Annotated in this window: 18 protein-coding genes; 7 read left to right on the forward strand and 11 right to left on the reverse strand. The window is 72.4% G+C overall.

The genetic code is table 11. The annotated features are described in order from the left end of the window. Window positions 1-117 precede the first annotated feature (117 nt). Together FB382_RS20245 and FB382_RS20250 are read right to left on the reverse strand one after the other, a co-directional pair. Window positions 118-1,299, reverse strand: a complete 1,182-nt coding sequence (locus FB382_RS20245) for an acyl-CoA dehydrogenase family protein (protein ID WP_182541768.1) — start codon at window positions 1,297-1,299, stop codon at window positions 118-120. Window positions 1,300-1,377: 78 nt separating this feature from the next. Beyond that, window positions 1,378-1,515: a hypothetical protein gene (locus tag FB382_RS20250; RefSeq protein ID WP_182541769.1), complete on the reverse strand. Its 138-nt coding sequence runs from the start codon at window positions 1,513-1,515 to the stop codon at window positions 1,378-1,380. A 261-nt stretch (window positions 1,516-1,776) separates the two neighbouring features. On the opposite strand from FB382_RS20250, the gene FB382_RS20255 reads away from it, so the two are divergent. From FB382_RS20255 to FB382_RS20265, 3 genes are all read left to right on the forward strand, one after another. Beyond that, window positions 1,777-2,040, forward strand: a complete 264-nt coding sequence (locus FB382_RS20255) for a hypothetical protein (protein ID WP_182541770.1) — start codon at window positions 1,777-1,779, stop codon at window positions 2,038-2,040. 72 nt (window positions 2,041-2,112) lie between these two features. Next, window positions 2,113-3,933, forward strand: coding sequence for a glutamine--fructose-6-phosphate transaminase (isomerizing) (gene glmS, locus FB382_RS20260; RefSeq protein ID WP_182541771.1), 1,821 nt, complete (start codon window positions 2,113-2,115; stop codon window positions 3,931-3,933). Window positions 3,934-4,010: 77 nt separating this feature from the next. Then, window positions 4,011-5,768, forward strand: coding sequence for a DEAD/DEAH box helicase (locus tag FB382_RS20265; RefSeq protein ID WP_125037157.1), 1,758 nt, complete (start codon window positions 4,011-4,013; stop codon window positions 5,766-5,768). A gap of 3 nt (window positions 5,769-5,771) precedes the next feature. On the opposite strand, the gene FB382_RS20270 is transcribed toward FB382_RS20265, so the two are convergent. Next, window positions 5,772-6,977: a YibE/F family protein gene (locus tag FB382_RS20270; RefSeq protein WP_246378472.1), complete on the reverse strand. Its 1,206-nt coding sequence runs from the start codon at window positions 6,975-6,977 to the stop codon at window positions 5,772-5,774. Between the two features lie 113 nt (window positions 6,978-7,090). On the opposite strand from FB382_RS20270, the gene FB382_RS20275 reads away from it, so the two are divergent. Both FB382_RS20275 and FB382_RS20280 read left to right on the forward strand, forming a co-directional pair. Further along, on the forward strand, window positions 7,091-8,041 hold the full coding sequence (locus FB382_RS20275; protein WP_182541773.1) for a GDSL-type esterase/lipase family protein: 951 nt from the start codon (window positions 7,091-7,093) through the stop codon (window positions 8,039-8,041). Window positions 8,042-8,078: 37 nt separating this feature from the next. Beyond that, complete coding sequence (locus FB382_RS20280; RefSeq protein ID WP_182541774.1) at window positions 8,079-9,974, forward strand: penicillin-binding transpeptidase domain-containing protein; 1,896 nt, start codon at window positions 8,079-8,081, stop codon at window positions 9,972-9,974. Between the two features lie 18 nt (window positions 9,975-9,992). Here the strand turns inward: FB382_RS20280 and FB382_RS20285 are convergent, their stop codons facing one another. From FB382_RS20285 to FB382_RS20295, 3 genes are all read right to left on the reverse strand, one after another. Then, entirely contained in the window at window positions 9,993-11,000 is a 1,008-nt protein-coding gene (locus FB382_RS20285; protein ID WP_182541775.1) for an ABC transporter permease, read from the reverse strand. Window positions 11,001-11,117: 117 nt separating this feature from the next. Further along, window positions 11,118-12,125: an ABC transporter permease gene (locus FB382_RS20290; protein ID WP_182541776.1), complete on the reverse strand. Its 1,008-nt coding sequence runs from the start codon at window positions 12,123-12,125 to the stop codon at window positions 11,118-11,120. 84 nt (window positions 12,126-12,209) lie between these two features. Beyond that, entirely contained in the window at window positions 12,210-14,303 is a 2,094-nt protein-coding gene (locus tag FB382_RS20295; protein WP_182541777.1) for an elongation factor G-like protein EF-G2, read from the reverse strand. A 343-nt stretch (window positions 14,304-14,646) separates the two neighbouring features. On the opposite strand from FB382_RS20295, the gene FB382_RS20300 reads away from it, so the two are divergent. Both FB382_RS20300 and FB382_RS20305 read left to right on the forward strand, forming a co-directional pair. Then, the gene (locus FB382_RS20300; protein ID WP_182541778.1) at window positions 14,647-16,116 is read left to right on the forward strand and encodes an NAD-dependent succinate-semialdehyde dehydrogenase; all 1,470 of its coding nucleotides are present in this window, start codon (window positions 14,647-14,649) and stop codon (window positions 16,114-16,116) included. Window positions 16,117-16,143: 27 nt separating this feature from the next. Beyond that, complete coding sequence (locus FB382_RS20305; protein ID WP_182541779.1) at window positions 16,144-17,136, forward strand: DUF2332 domain-containing protein; 993 nt, start codon at window positions 16,144-16,146, stop codon at window positions 17,134-17,136. 10 nt (window positions 17,137-17,146) lie between these two features. On the opposite strand, the gene FB382_RS20310 is transcribed toward FB382_RS20305, so the two are convergent. The 5 genes from FB382_RS20310 to FB382_RS20330 all read right to left on the reverse strand — a co-directional run bounded on the left by FB382_RS20310 (window position 17,147) and on the right by FB382_RS20330 (window position 21,981). After that, the gene (locus FB382_RS20310; protein ID WP_182541780.1) at window positions 17,147-18,127 is read right to left on the reverse strand and encodes a helix-turn-helix transcriptional regulator; all 981 of its coding nucleotides are present in this window, start codon (window positions 18,125-18,127) and stop codon (window positions 17,147-17,149) included. A gap of 9 nt (window positions 18,128-18,136) precedes the next feature. Continuing rightward, window positions 18,137-18,766 (reverse strand): TIGR03086 family metal-binding protein, encoded by a 630-nt coding sequence (locus tag FB382_RS20315; protein WP_182541781.1) that lies wholly within the window; start codon window positions 18,764-18,766, stop codon window positions 18,137-18,139. Next, window positions 18,763-19,770 (reverse strand): sigma-70 family RNA polymerase sigma factor, encoded by a 1,008-nt coding sequence (locus FB382_RS20320; RefSeq protein WP_182541782.1) that lies wholly within the window; start codon window positions 19,768-19,770, stop codon window positions 18,763-18,765. The genes FB382_RS20315 and FB382_RS20320 overlap by 4 nt, the downstream gene beginning before the upstream one ends. Before the next feature lie 61 nt (window positions 19,771-19,831). Continuing rightward, window positions 19,832-21,382, reverse strand: a complete 1,551-nt coding sequence (locus FB382_RS20325) for a glycerol-3-phosphate dehydrogenase/oxidase (protein ID WP_182541783.1) — start codon at window positions 21,380-21,382, stop codon at window positions 19,832-19,834. After that, complete coding sequence (locus FB382_RS20330) at window positions 21,379-21,981, reverse strand: TetR/AcrR family transcriptional regulator (RefSeq protein WP_182541784.1); 603 nt, start codon at window positions 21,979-21,981, stop codon at window positions 21,379-21,381. Before FB382_RS20330 ends, FB382_RS20325 begins: the two co-directional genes overlap by 4 nt. Between the last annotated feature and the right edge of the window lies 1 nt (window position 21,982).

Here is a 21,982-nt window from a genome sequence, read left to right on the forward strand (position 1 = left end):
GGTGCTCCTGGTCTGCCTTGTCGGGGTCTTCGTACAACTTTCAATCAGTAGAACCGGACCTCGGTCCGGTTCATTCCCGACAGGCTGTGATCTGGACCACACCGTTACCCGGCCCGGTCAGCGGAAGGCGGACTCCCCGGTGAGGGCCTGCCCGATGACGAGCTGGTGCACCTCGGACGTGCCCTCGTAGGTCAGCACCGACTCCAGGTTGTTGGCGTGCCGCATCAGCGGGTACTCCAGCGTGATGCCCGCGGCGCCCAGGATCGTCCGGCACTCCCGCGCGATCGCGATCGCCTCACGGGTGTTGTTGAGCTTGCCGATGCTGACCGCCTCGGCCGGCAGCCGCCCCTCGTCCTTGAGTCGGCCCAGGTGCAGCGCGAGCAGCATGCCCTTGCCCAGCTCGACGGACATGTCGGCGAGCTTGGCCTGGGTGAGCTGGTAGGACGACAGGCGGCGGTCGAAGATCTCGCGCTCCGCGGCGTACGCGATGGTCGTCTCCAGGCAGTCGCGGGCCGCGCCGAGGGAGCCGAAGACGATGCCGAACCGCGCCTCGGTCAGGCAGGACAGCGGTCCGGACAGGCCCCGGGCCTCCGGCAGCATCGCGGAGGCGGGCAGCCGCACCTCGTCGAGGGAGAGCTCGGCGGTGACCGACGCCCGCAGCGACATCTTGTGCTTGATCTCGGTCGCTGTGAAGCCCGGGGTGTCGGTCGGGACCACGAAGCCGCGCACGCCGTCCTCGGCCCGCGCCCAGACGACCGCGACATCGGCGACGGTGCCGTTGGTGATCCACATCTTGTTGCCGGTCAGGACCCAGTCACTCTGCGGATTTCCTGGGGCGTCCAGCCTGGCCCTCGTGCGCATGCCGCCGGGGTTGGAGCCGAAGTCGGGCTCGGTCAGCCCGAAGCAGCCGATCGCCTCGCCGGTGGCCATCCGCGGCAGCCACTCGTCCTTCTGGGCGTCCGAGCCGTGCTTCCAGATCGCGTACATCGCCAGCGAGCCCTGCACCGACACGATCGAGCGCAGCCCGGAGTCGCCGGCCTCGAGCTCCAGGCAGGCCAGGCCGTACGCCGTGGCGCTGGTGCCCGCGCAGCCGTAGCCCTCGAGGTGCATGCCGAGCAGGCCGAGCTTGCCGAACTCCAGCGCGAGGTCGCGGACCGGGACGTCGGCGTTCTCGTACCAGCCGGCGATCTCCGGCTTGAGCCGCTCCTCCACGAAGGAGCGGACCGTGTCGCGCATCGCGCGGTCGTCGTCGCCGATGAGGGAGTCGGTGTCGAGCAGGGAGAGCGGGGTGCGGGTCATGCGCCCATCATGGCGCGCCGGAAACGCAGGAGCCGCGACCCCCGGTGGGGGTCGCGGCTCCGGTGCTGGGTGGGTGCGTCAGGCGGCGTGGACGTGGGTCTGCGCCGGGGCCTGCGGGGCCGGGCTGACCCAGCGAGCCTCGAGGTGCTCGCGACCACGCGCGTCGACGACGCTGACCCAGGTCTGGACGAGACCGGCGGTCATCTGCGTGTTCATCATGGGACACCTTTCGTTCACCTTCTGTTCACCAAGAGTAGCGCACACCCACCCGGGGGGTGGCATTTCGACGGATGTCGGGCTCGTTCCTCCACCTGGACCCTTGGCGACGCCGCGCGACGGCCTCTTTGCTCCCTTTCGGGCATCCACAGGGGGTCGGCCACATACCGCCGTACGGGGGCCGTGACCCACTTCGGGGAATTCCTGCCCGATTTCGGGCAGAAACTTGCTGTTGAGACTGGTCCGGTCCACCATCGGTCCGTGCCCGTCGACGCCGCGCTGATCGCCCACCTGGTCGCCACGACCGGACTGAGCCCGGCCGAGGCGACCCGCGTGGTGGAGGACGTGGTCGCCTTCCACGCCGAGCCCGTGGAGGACTACGTCCGGCGGCGGCACGCGGACCTGAAGACCTACGGCGCCAAGAATCCCGAGATCTTCGCCCGGATCGCCGAGGAGCTGGCCGCCCGCGTGGTGGCCGCTCCGCAGCTCAGCGAGCGGCAGCTGCGGCGGCTGGTCTACGGCTGATCGGGCTTCGAGACGGTTGCTGCGCAACCTCCTCAGCCACCGAACCTCACCACCGAACACAGGAGACACGAGATGTGCGGAATCGTCGGCTACATCGGCACCCAGCAGGCCGCGCCGCTGCTGCTGGAGGGCCTGACCCGGCTCGAGCACCGCGGCTACGACTCGGCCGGCGTCGCCGTGCTCGGGGGTAGTGGGGTCAGGGTCGCCAAGAAGGCCGGCCGGGTGCGGGACCTGACCGAGGGGCTGCCCAAGCGCTTCACCGGCCAGGTCGGCATCGGCCACACCCGGTGGGCCACCCACGGGCCGGCCAACGACGCCAACGCGCACCCGCACACCGACGAGGCCCAGCGGGTCGCGGTGGTCCACAACGGGATCATCGACAACGCCGCGGCGCTCCGGCAGCAGCTGAGCGACGACGGCGTCGAGCTCACCTCCGACACCGACACCGAGGTGCTCGCCCACCTGGTCGCCCGCTCCGGGGCCGACACGCTCGAGGGCAAGGTCCGCGACGCGCTGGCCGCCATCGAGGGCACCTACGGCGTGGCCGTGCTGCACGCCGACTTCCCCGACCGCATCGTCGTCGCGCGCAACGGCAGCCCGCTGATCATCGGCGTCGGCGAGAAGGAGATGCACGTGGCCAGCGACCTGGCCGCGCTGGTCCGCTACACGACGACGGTCGCCCACCTCGACGACGGGGAGCTCGCGACGCTCACGGCCGGCGGCTTCACCACCTACCGCCAGGACCTGTCCACCACCCACAAGCTCGCGGAGCAGGTCGACGTCGACCCCGCGTCGTACGACGCCGGCGAGCACGACTCCTTCATGCACAAGGAGATGCAGGAGCAGCCGGCCGCGGCCGACCGGGTCCTGCGCGGCCGGCTCGACGAGCGGTTCGGCACCGCCCGTCTCGGCGGCCTCAACATGGACGCGCGCGAGACCCGCGCGATCCGCCGCGTGAAGATCCTCGGCTGCGGGTCGGCCTACTACGTCGGGCAGATGGGCGCCGCCCTGATCGAGGAGCTGGCGCGGATCCCCGCCGACGCCGAGGCGGCCAGCGAGTTCCGCTACCGCAACCCGATCATCGAGCCGGACACCCTCTATGTCGCGGTCAGCCAGTCGGGGGAGACGCTGGACACCCTGCTGGCCGTGCAGGAGATCCGCCGCAAGGGCGGCCGGGTGATCGGCCTGGTCAACGTGGTCGGCAGCGCGATCGCGCGCGAGTGCGACGGCGGCATCTACCTGCACGCCGGCCCCGAGGTCGCGGTCGCCTCGACCAAGGCGCTGACCAACATGTTCATCGGGTTCTCGCTGCTGGCGCTCCAGCTCGGCCGGGTGCGCGACCTGTCCATCGCCGACGGCAAGCGGCTGATCGCGGGCCTGACCCGGCTTCCCGACCAGATCCAGGCGATCCTCGACCGCGAGGACGAGCTGGCCGAGGTGGCGCGGACGCTGGCCGGGGCCGAGAGCCTGTTCTTCGTCGGCCGGGTGCGCGGCTTCCCCGTCGCCCGCGAGGGGGCCCAGAAGTTCAAGGAGATCTCCTACCGGCACGCCGAGGCCTACCAGACCTCCGAGCTCAAGCACGGCCCGCTCGCGCTGATCAGCGAGGCGGTGCCGACCGTCGCGCTGGTGCCGTCCGACGAGCTGACCGACCGCAACGTCGGCGCCCTGCACGAGATCGCGGCCCGGCGTGGCCCGCTCGTGGTCATCACCCACGAGGACGTCGACCTCGGCGACGTGGCGGCGCTGCGCATCGACGTACCGCGCAACGAGCGGGAGCTCGACCCGATCCTGCTGACCGTGCCGCTCCAGCTGCTGGCCTACCACGCGGCGCTCCACCTCGGCCACGACATCGACAAGCCGCGCAACCTGGCCAAGTCGGTCACCGTCGAGTGAACCCGGTCCGGGCGTGACGAAGGACTCCGCGACCTGGAATCCCGCGTGAGGCGCAACACCCACTAACGTCGGTGTCCATGAGCAACGACGAGAACGAGCCCACCGGCGAGGCGACCCCGAGCTTCGTGGACCTCGGACTCGACGAGGCAGTGCTGAAGGCGTTGCGCGACGTCGGCTACGAGACTCCCTCGCCGATCCAGGCCGCGACCATCCCGCCGCTCCTCGAGGGGCGCGACGTGGTCGGCCTGGCGCAGACCGGCACCGGCAAGACCGCGGCGTTCGCGCTGCCGATCCTGTCGCGCCTCGACCTGTCCCAGAAGACCCCGCAGGCGCTGGTCCTCGCGCCGACCCGCGAGCTCGCGCTCCAGGTCTGCGAGGCGTTCGAGAAGTACGCCGCCCGCATGAAGGGCGTGCACGTCCTCCCCGTCTACGGCGGCCAGGGCTACGGCGTCCAGCTGTCCGCGCTCCGCCGCGGCGTCCACATCGTCGTCGGCACCCCGGGCCGGATCATGGACCACCTCGAGAAGGGCACGCTCGACCTGTCCGAGCTGCGCTTCCTGGTGCTCGACGAGGCCGACGAGATGCTCAACATGGGCTTCGCCGAGGACGTCGAGACGATCCTCGCCGACACCCCGGTGGACAAGAACGTCGCGCTGTTCTCGGCCACGATGCCCAAGCAGATCCGCCGCATCTCGCAGCAGTACCTCAAGGACCCCGTCGAGATCACCGTCAAGAACACGACGGCCACGGCGCCCAACATCACCCAGCGCTACCTGATGGTGAGCTACCCCCAGAAGGTCGACGCCCTCACGCGCATCCTCGAGGTCGAGAACTTCGAGGGCACCATCGTCTTCGTCCGCACCAAGAACGAGACCGAGACGCTGGCCGAGAAGCTGCGCGCACGCGGCTACTCCGCGGCCGCCATCAACGGCGACGTCCAGCAGAACGTTCGCGAGCGCACGGTCAACCAGCTCAAGGCCGCCAAGCTCGACATCCTCGTGGCCACCGACGTCGCCGCCCGCGGCCTCGACGTCGAGCGGATCAGCCACGTCATCAACTACGACATCCCGACCGACACCGAGTCCTACGTGCACCGGATCGGCCGCACCGGTCGCGCCGGCCGCAGCGGTGAGGCGATCTCGTTCGTGACCCCGCGCGAGCGCTACCTGCTCAAGCACATCGAGAAGGCCACCCGCCAGCCGCTCACCCAGATGCAGCTGCCGTCGGTCGAGGACGTCAACGTCACCCGCCTGAGCCGCTTCGACGACGCGATCACCACCGCGCTGTCGCAGACGAGCCGGATCGACAAGTTCCGCGACATCATCAAGCACTACGTCAGCGAGCACGACGTGCCCGAGGTCGACGTCGCCGCCGCGCTGGCCGTGGTCGCGCAGGGCGAGACCCCGCTGCTGCTCGACCCGCGTGACGAGCCCGCGCCGGTGCGCGAGGAGCGCCCGCGTCGCGACGACCGCGGTGGCGACCGGTTCGACCGTGCCGACCGAGGCGACCGCCCGGCACGCAAGCCGCGCGGCCGCACCGACGTGCCGATGGCGACGTACCGGATCTCGGTGGGCAAGCGCCACAAGGTCGAGCCCCGCCAGATCGTCGGCGCCATCGCCAACGAGGGCGGCCTGGGCCGCCAGGACTTCGGCCACATCGACATCCGCGGCGACCACTCGCTCGTCGAGCTGCCCGCGGGCCTCGGTGCCGACGTGTTCGACAAGCTGTCGACCACCCGGATCTCCGGCAAGCTCATCGAGATCGAGCTCGACAACGGCTCCGGCGGCTCGCGGGACTTCGAGGACCGCAAGCCCCGCCGCAAGCCGCGGCACTGAGCGTCAGCGGCGCCGGGCTCCCGGCACCGTCAACGTGGCGATCGCCGTCGTGAGCGGCACGGCCAGCACCAGGCCGATGCTGCTCGCGAGCGCCCGCACGACCTCCTGGCCGATCTCCTCGGTGACGAGCAGGTCGACGAGCGGCCGGTCGTAGAGCTGGATGACGAGCAGCACGGTCAGGGCGGCGCCGGCGTAGGCGAAGACGATCGTGTAGATCGTCGAGGCGATGTGGTCGCGGCCGATCCGCATGCCACTGGCGAAGAGCGCGCGGCGCCGCATCTCGGGCGCGGCGCCGCGCAGCTCCCAGACCGCCGAGGCCTGGGTGATCGTCACGTCGTTGAGCACGCCGAGCCCGGCGATCACGATCGCGCAGGTGAGCAGACCCTGGTAGCCGAGGTCGTTGACGAAGCCGCTCAGGACGCTGCCGCTCTCGTCGTCGACGCCGGTCAGGTGGGTCGCGCCGACCGACCAGACGCCGATCCCGGCCGTGATCGCGACGCCGGCCAGGGTGCCGGCCAGGGCGGCGCTCGTCCGCATGGACAGGCCGTGGGTCGAGTAGAGGACGACGTACATGATCGCGGCGGAGGCGACCAGGCCGACCAGGAGACCGGACTCGCCGGTGAGCAGCGCGGGCAGCACGAACTTCCAGACCACGACCCCGCTGACGCCGAGCCCCACGAGCGCGAGCAGGCCGCGGAGCCGCGCGACCGCCACGACCACGAGGGCGAAGGCGATCGCCAGCACCCACAGGGGTCCCGAGCGCTCGGTGCCGACGTAGGAGAACTGCGCCGGCTGGCCCTGGGCGGGCGGGGAGCGCAGCAGCTGCACGGTGTCGCCGGCCGACAGGCCGGCCGCGGCGACCTGGGGCGGGACGACGACGGAGACCTTGGTGCCCTCGTCCTTGCCGCTGTCGACGGTGGCGCTCAGGTGGCCGCACGCGGTCTGGTCGCCGGACCCGTCGCGGGCGCAGGGCTGCTCGACCGACACGACCGTGGCGTCGGGGAACGTCGCACCCGGGGCGGCGTAGGCGACCGACTTCGTGATCGCGTCGGCCTTGCCCGCGTCGGGCCACAGGAGGACGAGCCCGGCGATCGTCGCGGCGGCGACGGCCACGAGGATCGTGAGGAGGACGGCGCGTGGCGTGCGGGCGACCGTGACGCCGTCGTCTCCGTGGCCGCGACCGGCGCGGTGCGAGTGTCCGTGACCCATGCGCGACATCCTCGCCCAGACCACGCCGACATGCCTCTGGTCAGCAGGACCGACGGGTGCTTGAGTGATCCCGGTCACACCGGGTGGCCGCTCGATCGTTCTCGGAGGTCCTCGTGCGTGTCCGCCCGCGTCTTCTCGCCACCGCTGCCTTCCTCGCCTCGTCCGTCGCGACCCTGCTCGTCCCGGCCGCGCCGGCCACCGCCGCCGCTCCGGTGTACGTCGCCCTCGGCGACTCCTACTCCTCGGGCGTCGGCACCCGCAGCTACATCAGCGACGGCACGTCCTGCCAGCGCTCGACCTACGCCTACCCCAGCCTGATCGCGGCGGCCCGCGGCTACGCCTTGAACTTCCGGGCCTGCTCGGGCGCGAAGATCCCCGACGTCACCAACAGCCAGCTCTCGGCGCTGACGGCGGCGACGAGCTACGTGACGATCTCGGTCGGCGGCAACGACGCCGGGTTCAGCGACGTGCTGACCGAGTGCGCCCAGCCCTGGTGGTCGAGCAACTGCGACGGTGCGATCAACACCGCGCAGGCCTACATCAACAACACCCTGCCGGGCGCGCTCGCGACGCTCTACTCCTCGATCCGGTCCCGGGCGGCCAACGCGAAGGTCGTCGTCGTGGGCTACCCGCGGCTCTTCCAGGGCGAGGACTGCAACGCGGCGACGTGGTTCAGCCCGGCCGAGGAGACCCGGCTCAACCAGACCGCCGACCTGCTCAACTCCAAGCTGGCCAGCGCAGCGGCGGCCCGGGGCTTCGCCTTCGCGAACCCGACCAATGCGTTCATCGGCCACGCGGTCTGCGACAGCGTGGAGTGGCTCAACGGGCTGTCCAACCCGATCAGCGAGAGCTACCACCCCAACCGGTCCGGGCACTCCTCCGGCTACGCCCCGCTGGTCAGCCCGCTGCTCACCGGCGCCCCGCTGACGGTCACCGCCGCCACGGTCGCCGCGGCCAGGGCCCAGGGACCGGCGATCGCCGTACAGCAGCGGCGGTACGCCGACCTCGACGCCTCCATCGAGCCCGAGTCGTTCCGCGCGCCGGTGGTCCCGACGCGCCGCTGATCGTCGCGGCGTCGGCGACGGCTGGTAGAACCGGGCCATGCGTCGCGACACCAGGACCGCCACCGCCACGTTCGCCGCCGGGCTGCTCGCCGTCGGCCTGCTGAGCGGCTGCGACGCGGCCGAGAAGGTCACCGGACCGGACGCGACCGACGCCGCCGACACGCTGGCGGGCGCGTTGTCCTCGGGGGACTTCGGCGACGTCGGCGTGGACGGCGGCACCCCGGATGCGGTGAGCCAGGACTACGCGACCCTCGTCGACGGGATGGGCGACGTGACCCCGTCGGTCACCGCCGGCGAGGTGCAGGAGTCGGGTGACTCCGCGAAGGCCACGCTCCAGTGGACCTGGCCGATCGCCGGCGACGAGTGGACCTACTCCACGACCGCCGAGTGGACCCTCGTCGACGACGAGTGGCTCGTGGACTGGGACCCCGCCGTCGTGCAGGGCGACCTCGTGGACGGGCAGCGGCTCGACGCCACGCCGATCGCGGCCCGGCGCGGGCCCGTCGTCGGTGCCCACGGGATCAAGCTGGTCACCGACCGGGCGGTGATGCGGTTCGGGATCGACCGCTCGCAGGTGCCGGCGAAGAAGGCCGGCGACTCGGCGCGGCGCCTGGCCGCGCTGGTCGGCATCGACCCGAAGGCCTACGTCAAGCTGGTCGAAGCGTCGGGGGACAAGGCGTTCGTCGAGGCGATCGTCTACCGGCAGGGCGAGGTGCCGCGGGCGCTCGCGCGCGCCGACGACATCCCCGGGGTGCTGTCGGTCTCCGGCGAGCTGCCGCTCGCGCCGACCAAGGAGTTCGCGGCGCCCATCCTGGGCCGCGTCGGTCCGGTGACGGCCGAGATGATCAAGGACGACCCGGACACCTACCACCTGGGCGACGAGGCCGGCACCTCCGGACTCCAGGCCCGCTACGACGAGCAGCTCCGCGGCGTCGAGGGCGTGGTGGTCGAGCGGGTCGACGACCAGGGCAGCGGGACCGAGCTGTTCCGGGTGGCGGCGCAGGCCGGCACGCCCCTGCGGCTGACGCTCGACGTCGACCTCCAGCTGGAGGCGGAGCGGCTGCTCGCCGACGTCGGTCCGGCGAGCGCGATCGTCGCGCTCCGGCCCTCGACCGGCGACATCCTCGCCGCGGCCAACGGTCCCGGCGCCGACGGCTACAACATGGCGACCTACGGGCAGTTCGCGCCGGGGTCGACGTTCAAGAGCGTCAGCAGCCTCGCGCTGCTCCGGGCCGGCCTCACCCCCGACAGCGTCGTGCCGTGCACGCCGACGATCACGGTCGACGGCAAGACCTTCAAGAACTACTCCGACTACCCCGCGACCGGGATCGGCCGGATCCCGCTGCGCACCGCGCTGGCCAACTCCTGCAACACCGCCTTCATCAGCCAGGCGGGCAAGGCCGGCCGGTCGGGCCTCGTCGACGCGGCCGCGTCGCTGGGGCTCGGCGTCGACCACGACCTCGGCTTCCCGGCGTACTTCGGCAACGTCGAGCCACCCGCCTCGGAGACCGAGGGCGCCGCCGACATGATCGGGCAGGGCACGATCCTCGCCTCGCCGATGGCGATGGCCGCGGTGATCGGCTCGGTCCAGTCGGGCCGGCTCGTGGTGCCGCGGCTGGTGGAGTCGGTCGACGTGGGCCCGCCCGACGGGGTCGAGAAGCTCACGGCCGCGGAGGATGCCGCGCTCAAGTCGATGCTGCGTGGCGTGGTGCTCAACGGGAGCGGCCGGGGGTTGCTCGACGTGCCCGGCCCGCCGGTGATCGCCAAGACCGGCACCGCGGAGTTCGAGTCCGACGGCGGCAAGGTGCTCACCCACGCCTGGATGATCGCCGCCCAGGGCGACCTGGCCGTGGCGGTCTTCGTCGACATCGGCGAGTCCGGGTCAGGCACGGCCGGGCCGATCCTCGAGGCGTTCCTCCGGGCCGCCCGCTGACGCGGGCGACCCGCGGGATCAGGACAGCCGCACCCGCGGGTCGAGGATGCTGTAGACGACGTCGACCAGGATGTTGCTCATGATCAGCACCGACGCGCTGAAGAGCGCCGTGGCCGACACGACGGGCAGGTCGCGGGCACCGACGGCCTGGAGGCTCCAGAAGCCGATGCCCTGGATGTCGAAGATCCGCTCGGTGAAGATCGTGCCGGCCAGCAGGGTGCCGAACTCCAGCCCGAAGATCGTCACGACGGGGACGAGCGCCGCGCGCAGGCCGTGGCGGTAGACCACCCGGCGCGGCGCCAGGCCCTTGGCCTTCGCGGTGCGGATGTAGTCCTCGCTGAGAGCCTCGACCATCGCGCCCCGGCTGTAGCGAGTGAACTGCGTCGAGCCGTAGATGCCCAGCGCCACCCAGGCCAGCAGCATCCCGGAGAACCACGAGGCGGGGTTCTCGGTGATCGGGTGGTAGCCCGGGTTGCTCAGCCCCGGCACCTCGAAGATGACGGTGCAGTAGAGCCACGCGAGGAGGGCGAACAGGTAGTAGGGCACCGAGCTGATGACCAGGAAGCTCGACACGAGGGCCTTGTCCGCGACGCTGCCCCGTCGTCGGGCGGCCGCCACCCCGATCGGGATGCCGAAGGTCAGGTAGAGGAACGCGCCGCCGATCGCCACGGAGAACGTCGCCGGTAGCCGCGACTTCATCTCGGTCCACACGGGGACCTTGGTGCGGTAGGAGTAGCCCAGGCAGGGCGCCGGGCAGTCGTAGGCCGTCGGGCCGATCTTGATGGTGCGGCCGACGAAGACGCCCTTGGCGAACTTGCCGTACTCCTCGTAGACCGGGTTGTCGTACCCGAGCGAGTGCTCGAAGGTCGCGAGCCGGGCCGGGCTGCACCGGTTGTTGGTCTCGCGGTCACAGATGGGTTGGGCCGGGCTCGAGGGGCCGTACCAGAACAGCAGGAAGATCGCCATGGAGACCAGGCCCACCACGACGACGCCCGCGAGCAGGCGCTTGACGACGTAACCGAACATTCCGAGAACCCCCTAGGCGTGCCGCGACAGCCGCGCGACCGGGGCCGTTCTACTCCACGGGGCGGGCGAAGTCGATCCCCTTGCAGTGATTGACCGCCGGCTGCGGGGGAGCGGTCGTCAGGACAGGCGCACGCGCGGGTCGAGGACGCCGTAGACGACGTCGACCAGGATGTTGCTCAGGATCAGGACGGCCGCGCTGAACAGCGCCGTCGCCGACACGACCGGCAGGTCGCGGGCGCCGACGGCCTGCACGCTCCAGAAGCCGATGCCCTGGATGTCGAAGATCCGCTCGGTGAAGATCGTGCCGGCCAGCAGGGTGCCGAACTCCAGTCCGAAGATCGTCACGACCGGCACCAGGGCGGCCCGCAGGGCGTGCTTGTAGACGACGTTCCGCGGCTGCAGGCCCTTGGCCTTCGCCGTGCGGATGTAGTCCTCGCCCAGCGCCTCGACCATCGCGCCGCGGCTGTACCGGGTGAACTGCGTGGACCCGTAGATGCCCAGCGCCACCCAGGCCAGGATCATCCCGGAGAACCACGTCGCCGGGTTGTCGGTGAGCGGGTGGTAGCCCGGGTTGCTCAGTCCCGGCACCTCGAAGATGACGGTGCAGTAGAGCCAGGCGAGCAGGGCGAAGAGGTAGTAGGGCACCGAGCTGATCACCAGGAAGCTCGAGACCAGGGCCTTGTCGGCCGTGCTCCCGCGCCGCCGGGCGGCCGCCACGCCGATCGGGATGCCGAAGGTCAGGTAGAGGAAGGCGCCGCCGATGGCCACGGAGAACGTCGCGGGCAGGCGGGACTTCATCTCCGCCCAGACCGGGACCTTCGTGCGGTAGGAGTAGCCCAGGCACGGGGCCGGGCAGTCGTAGTCGGTGGGGCCGATCGTGATCGTGCGCCCGACGAAGACGCCCTGGGCGAACTTGCCGTACTCATCGTAGATCGGGTTGTCGTAGCCCAGCTGGTGCTCGAACCGGGCAAGCCGGACGGGGGTGCACTTGTTGCTGGTCTCGTGGTCACAGATCGGCTGGGCCGGGCTCGAGGGGCCGTACCAGAACAGCGCGAAGATCGCCATGGAGACGAGCACGAGCACCACCACTCCGGCGAGCAGGCGCTTCACGACATAACCGACCATCCCAGAACCCCCCAAGGGCAACGCAGTGCGCACCCGGCGGCGCCGGGACTGGGAAGTTCTACTGCACCGGCGCCCGGAAGTCGATCACTTCGGGCCGATCGAGCGCGCCACGTCGTCGGGCATGGCCTCGTAGTGGGCGAAGGTGCGGGTGAACGTGCCGGCACCATGGGTGGCCGAGCGGAGGTCGACGGCGTAGCGGACCAGCTCGGTCTGCGGCACCTCGGCGAGCACCTGGGTGCGCTCGTCGCCCGCCTGGTCGGTCCCGAGCAGTCGGGCCCGGCGCGCGGACAGGTCGCTCATCACCGGCCCGACGAGCTCGTCGGGGACCACGACGGTGACGGTGTCGTAGGGCTCGAGCATCGTGACCGTGGTCGTCGCGGCGGCCTCGCGCAGGGCGAGCGCTCCGGCGGTCTGGAACGCCATGTCGGAGGAGTCGACGCTGTGCGCCTTGCCGTCGGTGAGGGTGACCCGGAGGTCGACGACGGGGTAGCCGTTGCGGACCCCGCGCTGCATCTGCGCCCGGACGCCCTTCTCCACGCTCGGGATGAACTGCCGCGGCACCGCACCGCCGACGACCTTGTCGACGAACTCGAACCCCGACCCCTCGGGCAGGGGCTCGACCTCGATGTCGCACACGGCGAACTGGCCGTGGCCGCCCGACTGCTTCACGTGCCGCCCGTGACCCTTGGCGGGCCCGGAGAAGGTCTCCCGCAGCGAGACCAGGAACGGCTCCTGGTCGACGTGCACGGAGTAGCGCGAGGTGAGGCGCTCGAGCACCACGTCGGCGTGCGCCTCGCCCATGCACCAGAGCACGAGCTGGTGGGTCTCGGAGTTGTTCTCGATCCGCAGCGACGGGTCCTCGGCGCCGAGCCGCGCCAGCGCCTGGGAGAGCTTGTCCTCGTCGGCCTTGCTGTGCGCCACGATCGCGACCGGCAGCAGCGGCTCGGGCATCGTCCAGGGCCGCAGCACCCGCGGCTCCTCGATGGGGGACAGGGTGTCGCCGGTCTCCGCCCGGGTCAGCCGGCCGATCGCGCACAGGTCGCCGGCGATGATCCGGCCGGCCGGCACCTGGGCCCGGCCGAAGGGGTGCGCCAGCGCCCCGATCCGCTCGTCCTCGTCGTGGTCCTCGTGCCCGTGGCCGTCGCCGAAGAACGAGGTCACGTGACCCGACACGTGCACCGGCTGGTCGGGGCGCAGGGTCCCGGAGAAGACCCGGACCAGGCTGAGGCGACCGACGTACGGGTCGCTGGTGGTCTTCACGATCTCGGCGACGAGGGTGCCGTCGGGGTCGCAGGTGATCGTGCCCGCGGCCTTGCCGGCCGGGGTGAAGACCTCCGGGGCGGGATGCTCCACGGGCGAGGGGAAGCCCCGCACCACGAGGTCGAGCAGCTCGGTGCAGCCGACCCCGCTGGTCGAGCAGACCGGCACGACCGGGAAGAAGGTCGCCCGGGCCACGGCCCGCTCGAGGTCGGCGGTCAGCACGTCCTCGCCGATCACCTCGCCGCCGACGTAACGGTCCATCAGGGTCTCGTCCTCGGACTCCTCGATGACGCCCTCGATGAGCTCGCCGCGGAGCTCCTCGTGCTCGTCGTCGCCGGGGGCCAGGAGGCCGGTCAGGGAGACGACCTCGTCGCCGGAGCGGACCGGGACGTAGAGCGGCATCACCCGCTCGCCGAACGCTTCCCGCGTCTGGCGCAGCACCCCGTCGTAGTCGGCGCGGGCCTGGTCGAGCTTGGCCACCACCACGGCGCGGGGCATGCCGACCTCGGCGCACTCGGCCCACAGCACGCGGGTCGCCTCGTCGACGCCCTCGTTGGCGGCCACGACGAACAGCGCGCAGTCGGCGGCCCGCAGCCCGGCCCGGAGCTCGCCCACGAAGTCGGCGTAGCCGGGGGTGTCGACGAGGTTGACCTTCGTGCCGGCGTGCACGAGCGGTGCGACCGCGAGGGAGATGGAGCGGCCGTGGGCCTGCTCGGACTCCTCGAAGTCGCAGACGGTGGTGCCGTCGCGGACCGAGCCGGCGCGGGTGACGGCGCCCGAGGCGGCGAGCAGGGTCTCGACCAACGTGGTCTTGCCGGAGCCACTCGGGCCCACGAGCACGACGTTGCGGATCCGATCGGGGCTGCTCGCCTCCAGATCGTGGCCCGATGCTCTCCGGGAGCTTCCCTTCTCGGCCATCACGCACCTCCGACCCGGCACCGGCCGGGTGCGGGTGCCCTGTCTCCGAGGCAACTCCTGTTGGGGCCCGCGCGCAAGGGGGGATTTGGGGAAAGAGGAGTGCTCACACGCACGCGGGGGACCGGGCAGCGGCCGGTCGACCCCGCGTGCGTGCATGGCTGGCCCGGATGCGTGGGGACGTGCCCGGGGCCGAGCGAGGGTGAACCCCTCGCTGCATGGGGTCAGCAAGGGGTTCATTGCCGACGACAGGGTGCTCCCTCCGAGGTCGACATCCGTAGAATCCCACGAACCCGCCGACGCTGTCCCCTGTTTCGGGCAACCTCTGGGGTGCAAGGGTGGTCCCATGACCGCTCACACTCCTGCACTCGACCTGCTGGCTCCGGACCAGCGCGGCATCCTCATCGGCGGCACCTGGCGCGAGGCCGACAGCGGCGACCGGTTCGAGGTCATCGACCCCGCCGACGGGTCCGTCATCACGACCGTCGCCGACGCCTCGGCGGGCGAGGCGATCGAGGCCCTCGACGCGGCCGTCGAGGCCCAGCACTCGTGGTCCCGGACGCCGCCGCGCGAGCGTGGCGAGATCCTGCGGACCGCCTTCGAGCTGGTCACGGCGCGGGCCGACGAGTTCGCGGCACTGATGAGCCTGGAGATGGGCAAGACCGTGGCCGAGGCGCGCGGCGAGGTGGCCTATGGCATCGAGTTCTTCCGGTGGTACGCCGAGGAGGCGGTGCGCATCCACGGCCGCTACATGCAGGCCCCCGCCGGTGGCAGCCGGCTGCTGACGCTGAAGAAGCCGGTCGGCCCGTGCCTGTTCGTGACGCCCTGGAACTTCCCGTTGGCCATGGGCACCCGCAAGATCGGGCCGGCCATCGCGGCCGGCTGCACGATGGTGGTCAAGCCCGCCCACCAGACGCCGCTGACGATGCTGGCGCTGGCCGGCGTGCTCGCCGAGGCCGGCCTGCCCGACGGCGTGCTCAACATCGTGCCGACCACCGACGCGGCCGGGGTGAGCGAGGCTCTGATGGCCGATGACCGCCTCCGCAAGGTCAGCTTCACCGGCTCGACCGGCATCGGGAAGGTGCTGGTCCGCCAGTCCGCCGAGCAGCTCCTGCGGGTGAGCATGGAGCTCGGCGGCAACGCGCCGTTCCTGGTCTTCGAGGATGCCGACGTCGACGCGGCCGTCGACGGCGCGATGCTGGCCAAGATGCGCAACATGGGCGAGGCCTGCACGGCCGCCAACCGGTTCCTCGTGCACCGCTCGGTGGCCGCGGAGTTCGCCGAGAAGCTCGGCAAGCGCATGGGCGCCCTGACCGTCGGCCGCGGCCAGGACACCGGCGTCGACGTCGGTCCGCTCATCGACGAGAAGGCGGTCGAGTCGGTCAGCCAGCTGGTCACCGACGCGATCCACGACGGGGCGACCGTCGTCTGCGGCGGCCAGGCCCCCGACGGCCCCGGCTTCTTCTATCCCCCGACCGTCCTGCTCGACGTGCCGGCCGAGTCGGCGATCAACGCGGAGGAGATCTTCGGCCCGGTCGCGCCCATCACGACCTTCGACACCGAGGAGGAGGCCGTCGCGCGGGCCAACGACACCGAGTACGGCCTGTCGTCCTACGCCTACACCCGCGACCTGGCCCGCACGATCCGGCTGGCGGAGTCGCTCGACTACGGCATGGTCGGGATCAACACCGGCCTCGTCTCCAACCCGGCGGCGCCCTTCGGTGGCGTCAAGGCCAGCGGGTTCGGGCGCGAGGGCGGCTTCGAGGGCATCGAGGAGTACCTCGAGACGACGTACGTCAACCTGCCTGCCGGCTGAGTCCGCGGCCCCGGGCAGGATGGCGCCATGGAGCTGTGGACCGGGGTGGCCGAGCAGTACGCCGACTTCGCGTCGTACGCCGGGGACTCCCCGTGCTTCGAGGCGTGGGCCCGGGGCGTGGTCGAGGATCCCGACGTGCTCGCCTGGATCGGCGGCCTGCCGCAGATCAAGCAGCAGCCCAACCTGGTCTTCGCGGCCGCGCGCTGGCACGGCGTCCCCGCCCCCGGCCCGTACGCCGGCCTCCGCGACGCCCTGCTCGGCGACGACGGCTCGATCCGCGCCACGATCCTGGCGCGCGCCACCCAGACCAACGAGGTCGGCCGGCTGGCGACGCTCGTGCCGGCGTTCGCGCGGGTGGCGCGGGGTCGTCCAGTGGCGCTGCTCGAGGTGGGGGCGAGCGCGGGCCTGTGCCTCTACCCGGACCGCTGGTCCTACGCCTGGGCCGTCGGTGGGGGCGAGGTCGACGAGGTGGTCGAGGCCGGCGTCGGCCCGCGCCTGTCCTGCCGGGTCAAGGGCGATCTCGACCGTCCGGTCGGGATCCCGTCCGTGGCGTGGCGGGGCGGCATCGACCTGAACCCGCTCGACGTCACCGACGAGGACGAGATGGGCTGGCTGACCACGCTGGTCTGGCCCGAGCACGACGACCGCCGCGAGCGGCTCGTCGCCGCCATCGAGATGGCCCGCACCGACCCGCCCGACCTGGTCCGCGGCGACCTCCTCGAGGAGCTCCCCGCGCTGGTCGAGCGCGCCGCCGCGCACGCGCCGGTCGTGGTCTTCCACTCGGCCGTGATCGCCTACCTCGAGCCGGACGACCGGGAGCGCTTCCACGACCTGATGACCGGGCTGGTCGCCGAGGGCCGCTGCCATTGGGTCTCCAACGAGGGCAAGCGGGTGCTGCCGCGGGTGACCGCGACCGGCCCGGACGTGGCCGCGGAGCGGCCGACCTTCGTGCTTGGCGTCGACGGGCAGACGGTGGCGTGGACGCACGGCCACGGCCGGTCGATGCGGTGGTTCGGCTAGGCCGCTCCGGTCAGCCGGGGGTGCCGAGCGTGGCCGCGAGCCGGGTCCGGGAGCGGATCCCGAGCTTGCGGTAGACGTGCGAGAGGTGCCACTCCACCGCCTTCACGGTGACCACGAGCTCCTCGGCGATCTGCCGGTTGGTCAGCCCCTGGGCGGCCAGCCGGGCGACCTTCCGCTCGGACATGGTGAGCGCGGCGAGCGCCTCTCCCTGCACGCGGCGCGGTGTCTCGCCGAGCCGCTCGAGGAGCCGCCGCACGCGACCCTGGAGCGGCCACAGCTCCTGCCGTCCGGCGTACTCCTCGGCAGAGCGGAGCAGCGCCAGCGCCTCGGCCTCGTGGGTGTCGCCCGGCAGGAGCAGGAGCCCCGCCAGGTCGGTGTCGATCTGGGCGCCGAGCCGCCGCGCGCCGGTGCCGTCGATCACGGCGCGGGCCTCGCGCAGCAGCGCCACCCGGTCGCCGGCGGCGTCGGCGGTGGCCAGGGTCCGCAGCGCCTGCGCCCGGGCGTACGCCGACCCCGACGGGCGGGTGTGCCCGAGGTGCTCCCGGGCCAGCTCGGCGGCGTCCCGGCGCCGTCCGAGCCGGAGGGACGCCAGCGCCAGGCCGGCCCGCCACGGCAGCACCTCGGGGTCGTCGTCGGCCGGCCCGATCCGCCTCCCGGCCTCCTCGAAGTGGTGCAGGGCGGACTCGAGCTCGTTGAGCGCCGACGCCAGCTCGCCCCGCGCGTGGTGGGCGATCGCCCCGACCGGGCCGGTCGCCTCGAGGAAGTCCCCGAGCTCCTCCCCGAGCGCCAGCGCGTCCCCGACGTCCCCGCGGGCGAGCCGGCACTCCAGGCCGATCGCCAGCAGCATGACCTGCTCGCGAGGTGGCAGCGGTCCGGACGCCCGGAGCGCGTCCAGCTCGGCCAGGGCCTCGGTGACCTGCCCGGCCCGAGCCAGCCCGATGACCGCGGTGACGCGGGTGGCGTCGGTCTCGGTCGCGTCCGGGGCCTGCATGTTCGAAGGTTAGGAAGCGGCGTCCGGATGCGGGCTCGTTCCGCCGCGATTTTGCCGAGCTGGACCAGATAGGTGTCGGCCCAGGAACTCCAGCAGGTGGATGTCGGCCCCCGCGTCGTCCGCGGCGGACCGGGCCCGGTCGAAGCGCAGGCCGCGGTCGGTCGGGTCGACCACCCGGTGCGCGACCGGCAACAGGTCGGCGGCGAGATCGGCGGGGATCGGCGTACGACGTCCCGTGGCCTGGGCGACGTCCCAGCCGTGGACGGTGATCTCGAGGGCGGCGGTCGCCACGAGCACCTCGCTGGTGACCTCGACGTCGCCGACGACCACGTCCGGGCCGGCGGTTCGCGCCGCCCGCGCCGCGTGCGACCAGGCGCCCAGCAGTGCGCAGGCCTTGTCCTGCAGGGTCGAGACCCGGGGCACCGGACTCGCGGGTCGGCGGACCGAGACCGCGCCGCCCGCGGCCTCGGTGAACGCGTCGAGGGCGTCCTCCATGTGCCTGAGCAGCTGGTCCAGGGTCCAGGCCGAGCAGGGCGTGGGCCGGTCGAGCAGGTCGGGGCCGACGCCCTCGAGCGCCCCGCGCGTGTAGACGAGGGACCGCCCGAGCAGCTCGACCGCGGCCTCGAGCCGCGGGGTCACCGGTGGTCCGCGGCGTCCCGGAAGTCGGCCGGCAGCCGGGCGGGGAGGCCGAAGGTGGCGAACAGGCTGGTGTCGAAGAAGGCGCTGACGTGCCGGACGCGGGTGTCGTCGAGCTCGAGCACCTGGAGCTGGAACGGCACGAAGTCGCCCTCGGGCGTGCGCATGTAGAGGCCGAACGCCGGCTGGCCGTTGGCGGACGTCTCCAGCATCGGCATGTCGAAGCTGCCGCCCGGGCAGTGGTTGCCGATCAGGTCGCCGATGTGGTCGGGGCCGACGTACCAGCTCGTGAACGGCGGCATCTCCCAGACCGCCTCGGCGGTCAGCATCGAGACGATGGTGTCGACGTCCTTGCGCCAGAAGGCCTCGACGTAGCGGTCCAGCAGCTCGCGCTGCTCGGCGTTGAGGTCGGGCTGGACGGTGTCCTCGGTGAGGCCGCGCGCGGCGAGCTGGGCGTGGGCGCGCTGCAGGGCGGAGTTGACCGCGGCGACGGTGGTGTCGAGGGCCTCGGCGACCTCGGCGGCGGTCCAGCGGAGCACGTCGCGCAGGATCAGCACCGCGCGTTGGCGGGCCGGCAGGTGCTGGAGTGCGGCCACGAAGGCGAGCCGGATCGAGTCGCGCTCGGCGACCACGACGGCGGCGTCGGGGACCGGCTCCAGCCAGGCGATCTCGCCGTTCTCCCGGAGCTCGTCACCGGGCAGCGCGTCGGCGGTGCCGAGGCCGGTCGGGAGCGGACGGCGGGGTCGGCCCTCGAGGTTGGTGAGGCAGACGTTGGTGGCGATCCGGTAGAGCCAGGTGCGGACCGAGGACCGGCCCTGGAAGTCGGCCGAGGCCTTCCAGGCCCGCAGGAACGTCTCCTGGACGAGGTCCTCGGCCTCGTGGACCGAGCCACTCATCCGGTAGCAGTGCGCGAGCAGCTCGCGCTGGTAGCGCGCCGTCAGCGTGGGGAAGTCCTGCAGCTCGTCCGTGCTGGGGGTGGTGCTGGTGGTGCTCGTGCCCGCGGTCATGGTCGCTCCCTCGTCCTCGTCCAGTCTGCCTCGTGGGGCAGACCGGCGGAACGGGCCGGACTCATCGGTGACCGGCGCGGTGCTTCTCGACCAGCTCCAGGGCGCGCACGGCGGCGGGCAGCGCGGCGGCCCGGTCCTCGGGGACCAGTCCGACGCGGGTGCGCCGGTCGAGGAGGTCGTCGACGTCGGCCGCACCCTCGTGGGTGACGCCGAAGACCAGCTCGGCCAGGGTGACCGGCACCCGGTCGCTGACCGGGGCGAGCAGCTCCTCGTCGGGGAGCCCGGTGACCTCGCGGGCGTTGGCGAGGACCAGCTCGGCATCGGTGCCGTAGCGACGCACGAGCCGGGCCGGCTGCTCGAGGAGCGCGAGCCGGACGCGGGTGTCGGCGCCGCTGATCGGCAGGTGGCGGGTGCGGCAGGGGCTCGCCTCGAGGTGGCCCTGGGTGACCGCGGCGTCGACGGCGTCCTCGGCCATCTGGCGGTAGGTCGTGAGCTTGCCGCCGACGATCGTGACGACGCCGGAGGCCGAGGTGAGCACGGCGTGCTGCCGCGAGAGGTCGGCGGTCGAGCCGTCGCCGGCGTCGATGAGCGGGCGCAGGCCGGCGAAGGCGCCGACCACGTCGTCGCGACGCAACGGCCGGGCGAAGGCGGCCGACACGACGTCGAGGAGGAAGCCGATCTCGGGCTCGGTGGGCTCGGGCACGTCGGGGATGTCGCCGTCGGTCGGCTCGTCGGTGAGGCCGACGTACACCGTCCCGTCGGGCTGGGGCAGGACGAGCACGAAGCGGCTGGTCGAGCCGGGGACCGGGGCGAAGACGCTCACCTGGAGGCCGGGGAGGCTCTCGGCGCGGAGCACGAGGTGGGTGCCGCGGCTGGGGCGGAGGGTGACCTCCTCCACCAGCTCGCCGGCCCAGACGCCCGTGGCGTTCACGACCGCCCGGGCCGTGACGGTGGACGTGGCGCCGGTCAGCTCGTCGCGCAGGTGCACCTGGCTGCCGGTGGCGGACAGGACGCGGGCACGGGTGCGGACGTGCGCGCCGTGCTGGGCGGCGGTGCGGGCGATGGTCGTGACGAGGCGGGCGTCGTCCTCGAGCTGGCCGTCCCACGACAGGAGGCCGCCGCGGAGGCCGGACGGGCGCAGCGGCGGCGCCAGGGCGAGCGCCTCGGTGGCCGAGACGCGGCGGGGCCGGGGGAGGGTCTCGGGCGAGGTGCGCGCGCCGCGGCGGAGCACGTCGCCGGCGATCAGGCCGGCGCGGGTGACGGCGGCCTGGAACGTGGTCACGCTGGAGTTGAGGGGCACCAGCATCGGCATCGCGTGGGAGAGGTGAGGGGCGGTGACCTCCATGAGGATGCCGCGCTCGACGGCGCTCTCGTGGGCGACGCCGACCTGCCCCTGGGCGAGGTAGCGGAGCCCGCCGTGGACCATCTTGCTCGACCAGCGCGAGGTGCCGAAGGCGAGGTCGTGGGCGTCCACGGCGAGCACGGTCAGGCCGCGGGTGACCGCGTCGAGCGCGACCCCGACGCCGGTGATGCCCAGGCCGATGACGACGAGGTCGACGTCGGCGGGGGCGTCGGCAAGCCCGGGGGTGATGAGGGTGGCGGGTCCGGTCATGGCGTGAGGCTCCGGGTCAGCAGGGTGGCGAGCTCGGCGTCGAGCTCGTCCTCGGAGGCGTCGCCGTCGACCATGGTGTGGGCGGAGAGGACGAAGCCGTGGGCGGCCAGGAGCAGGCCGCGGGCGATCGCGACCGGGTTGCCGGCCCGCATCCGGCCCTCGGCCTGGCCGGCCCGGATCGCCTCGGTGGTGAGGGCGAGGATCGCGTCCTGGGAGCGGCCGCGGCGCGCGAGCAGGTAGGGGAGCAGCAGCTCGGGGTCGAGCTCCACGATGCGGAGGAACAGCTCGTTCTCGCGGAGCGTGCGGACCGTCCCGACGATGTCGGAGACCAGCCGGTCGACGGGCGACGCGGAGGCGTCCTCGTCGGCCACGATCGCGGTCACCACGCCGGACCACTCGCGCGTCATCAGGTCGCCGAGCAGCTGCTGCATGTCCGACCAGGAGCGGTAGATCGTCATCCGCGAGACGCCGGCCCGTCGCGCGACCTCGGTGAGCGTCGTACGGCGCCAGCCGACGTCGAGGATGCAGGTGCGGGCGGCGTCGAGGTAGGCGTCGCGGGGATCGCTCTCGGATCCGCTGTTGTGACGAAGTGACGTCATG

It is taken from the genome of Nocardioides ginsengisegetis (genome assembly GCF_014138045.1).
GTDB classification, from domain to species: domain Bacteria; phylum Actinomycetota; class Actinomycetes; order Propionibacteriales; family Nocardioidaceae; genus Nocardioides; species Nocardioides ginsengisegetis.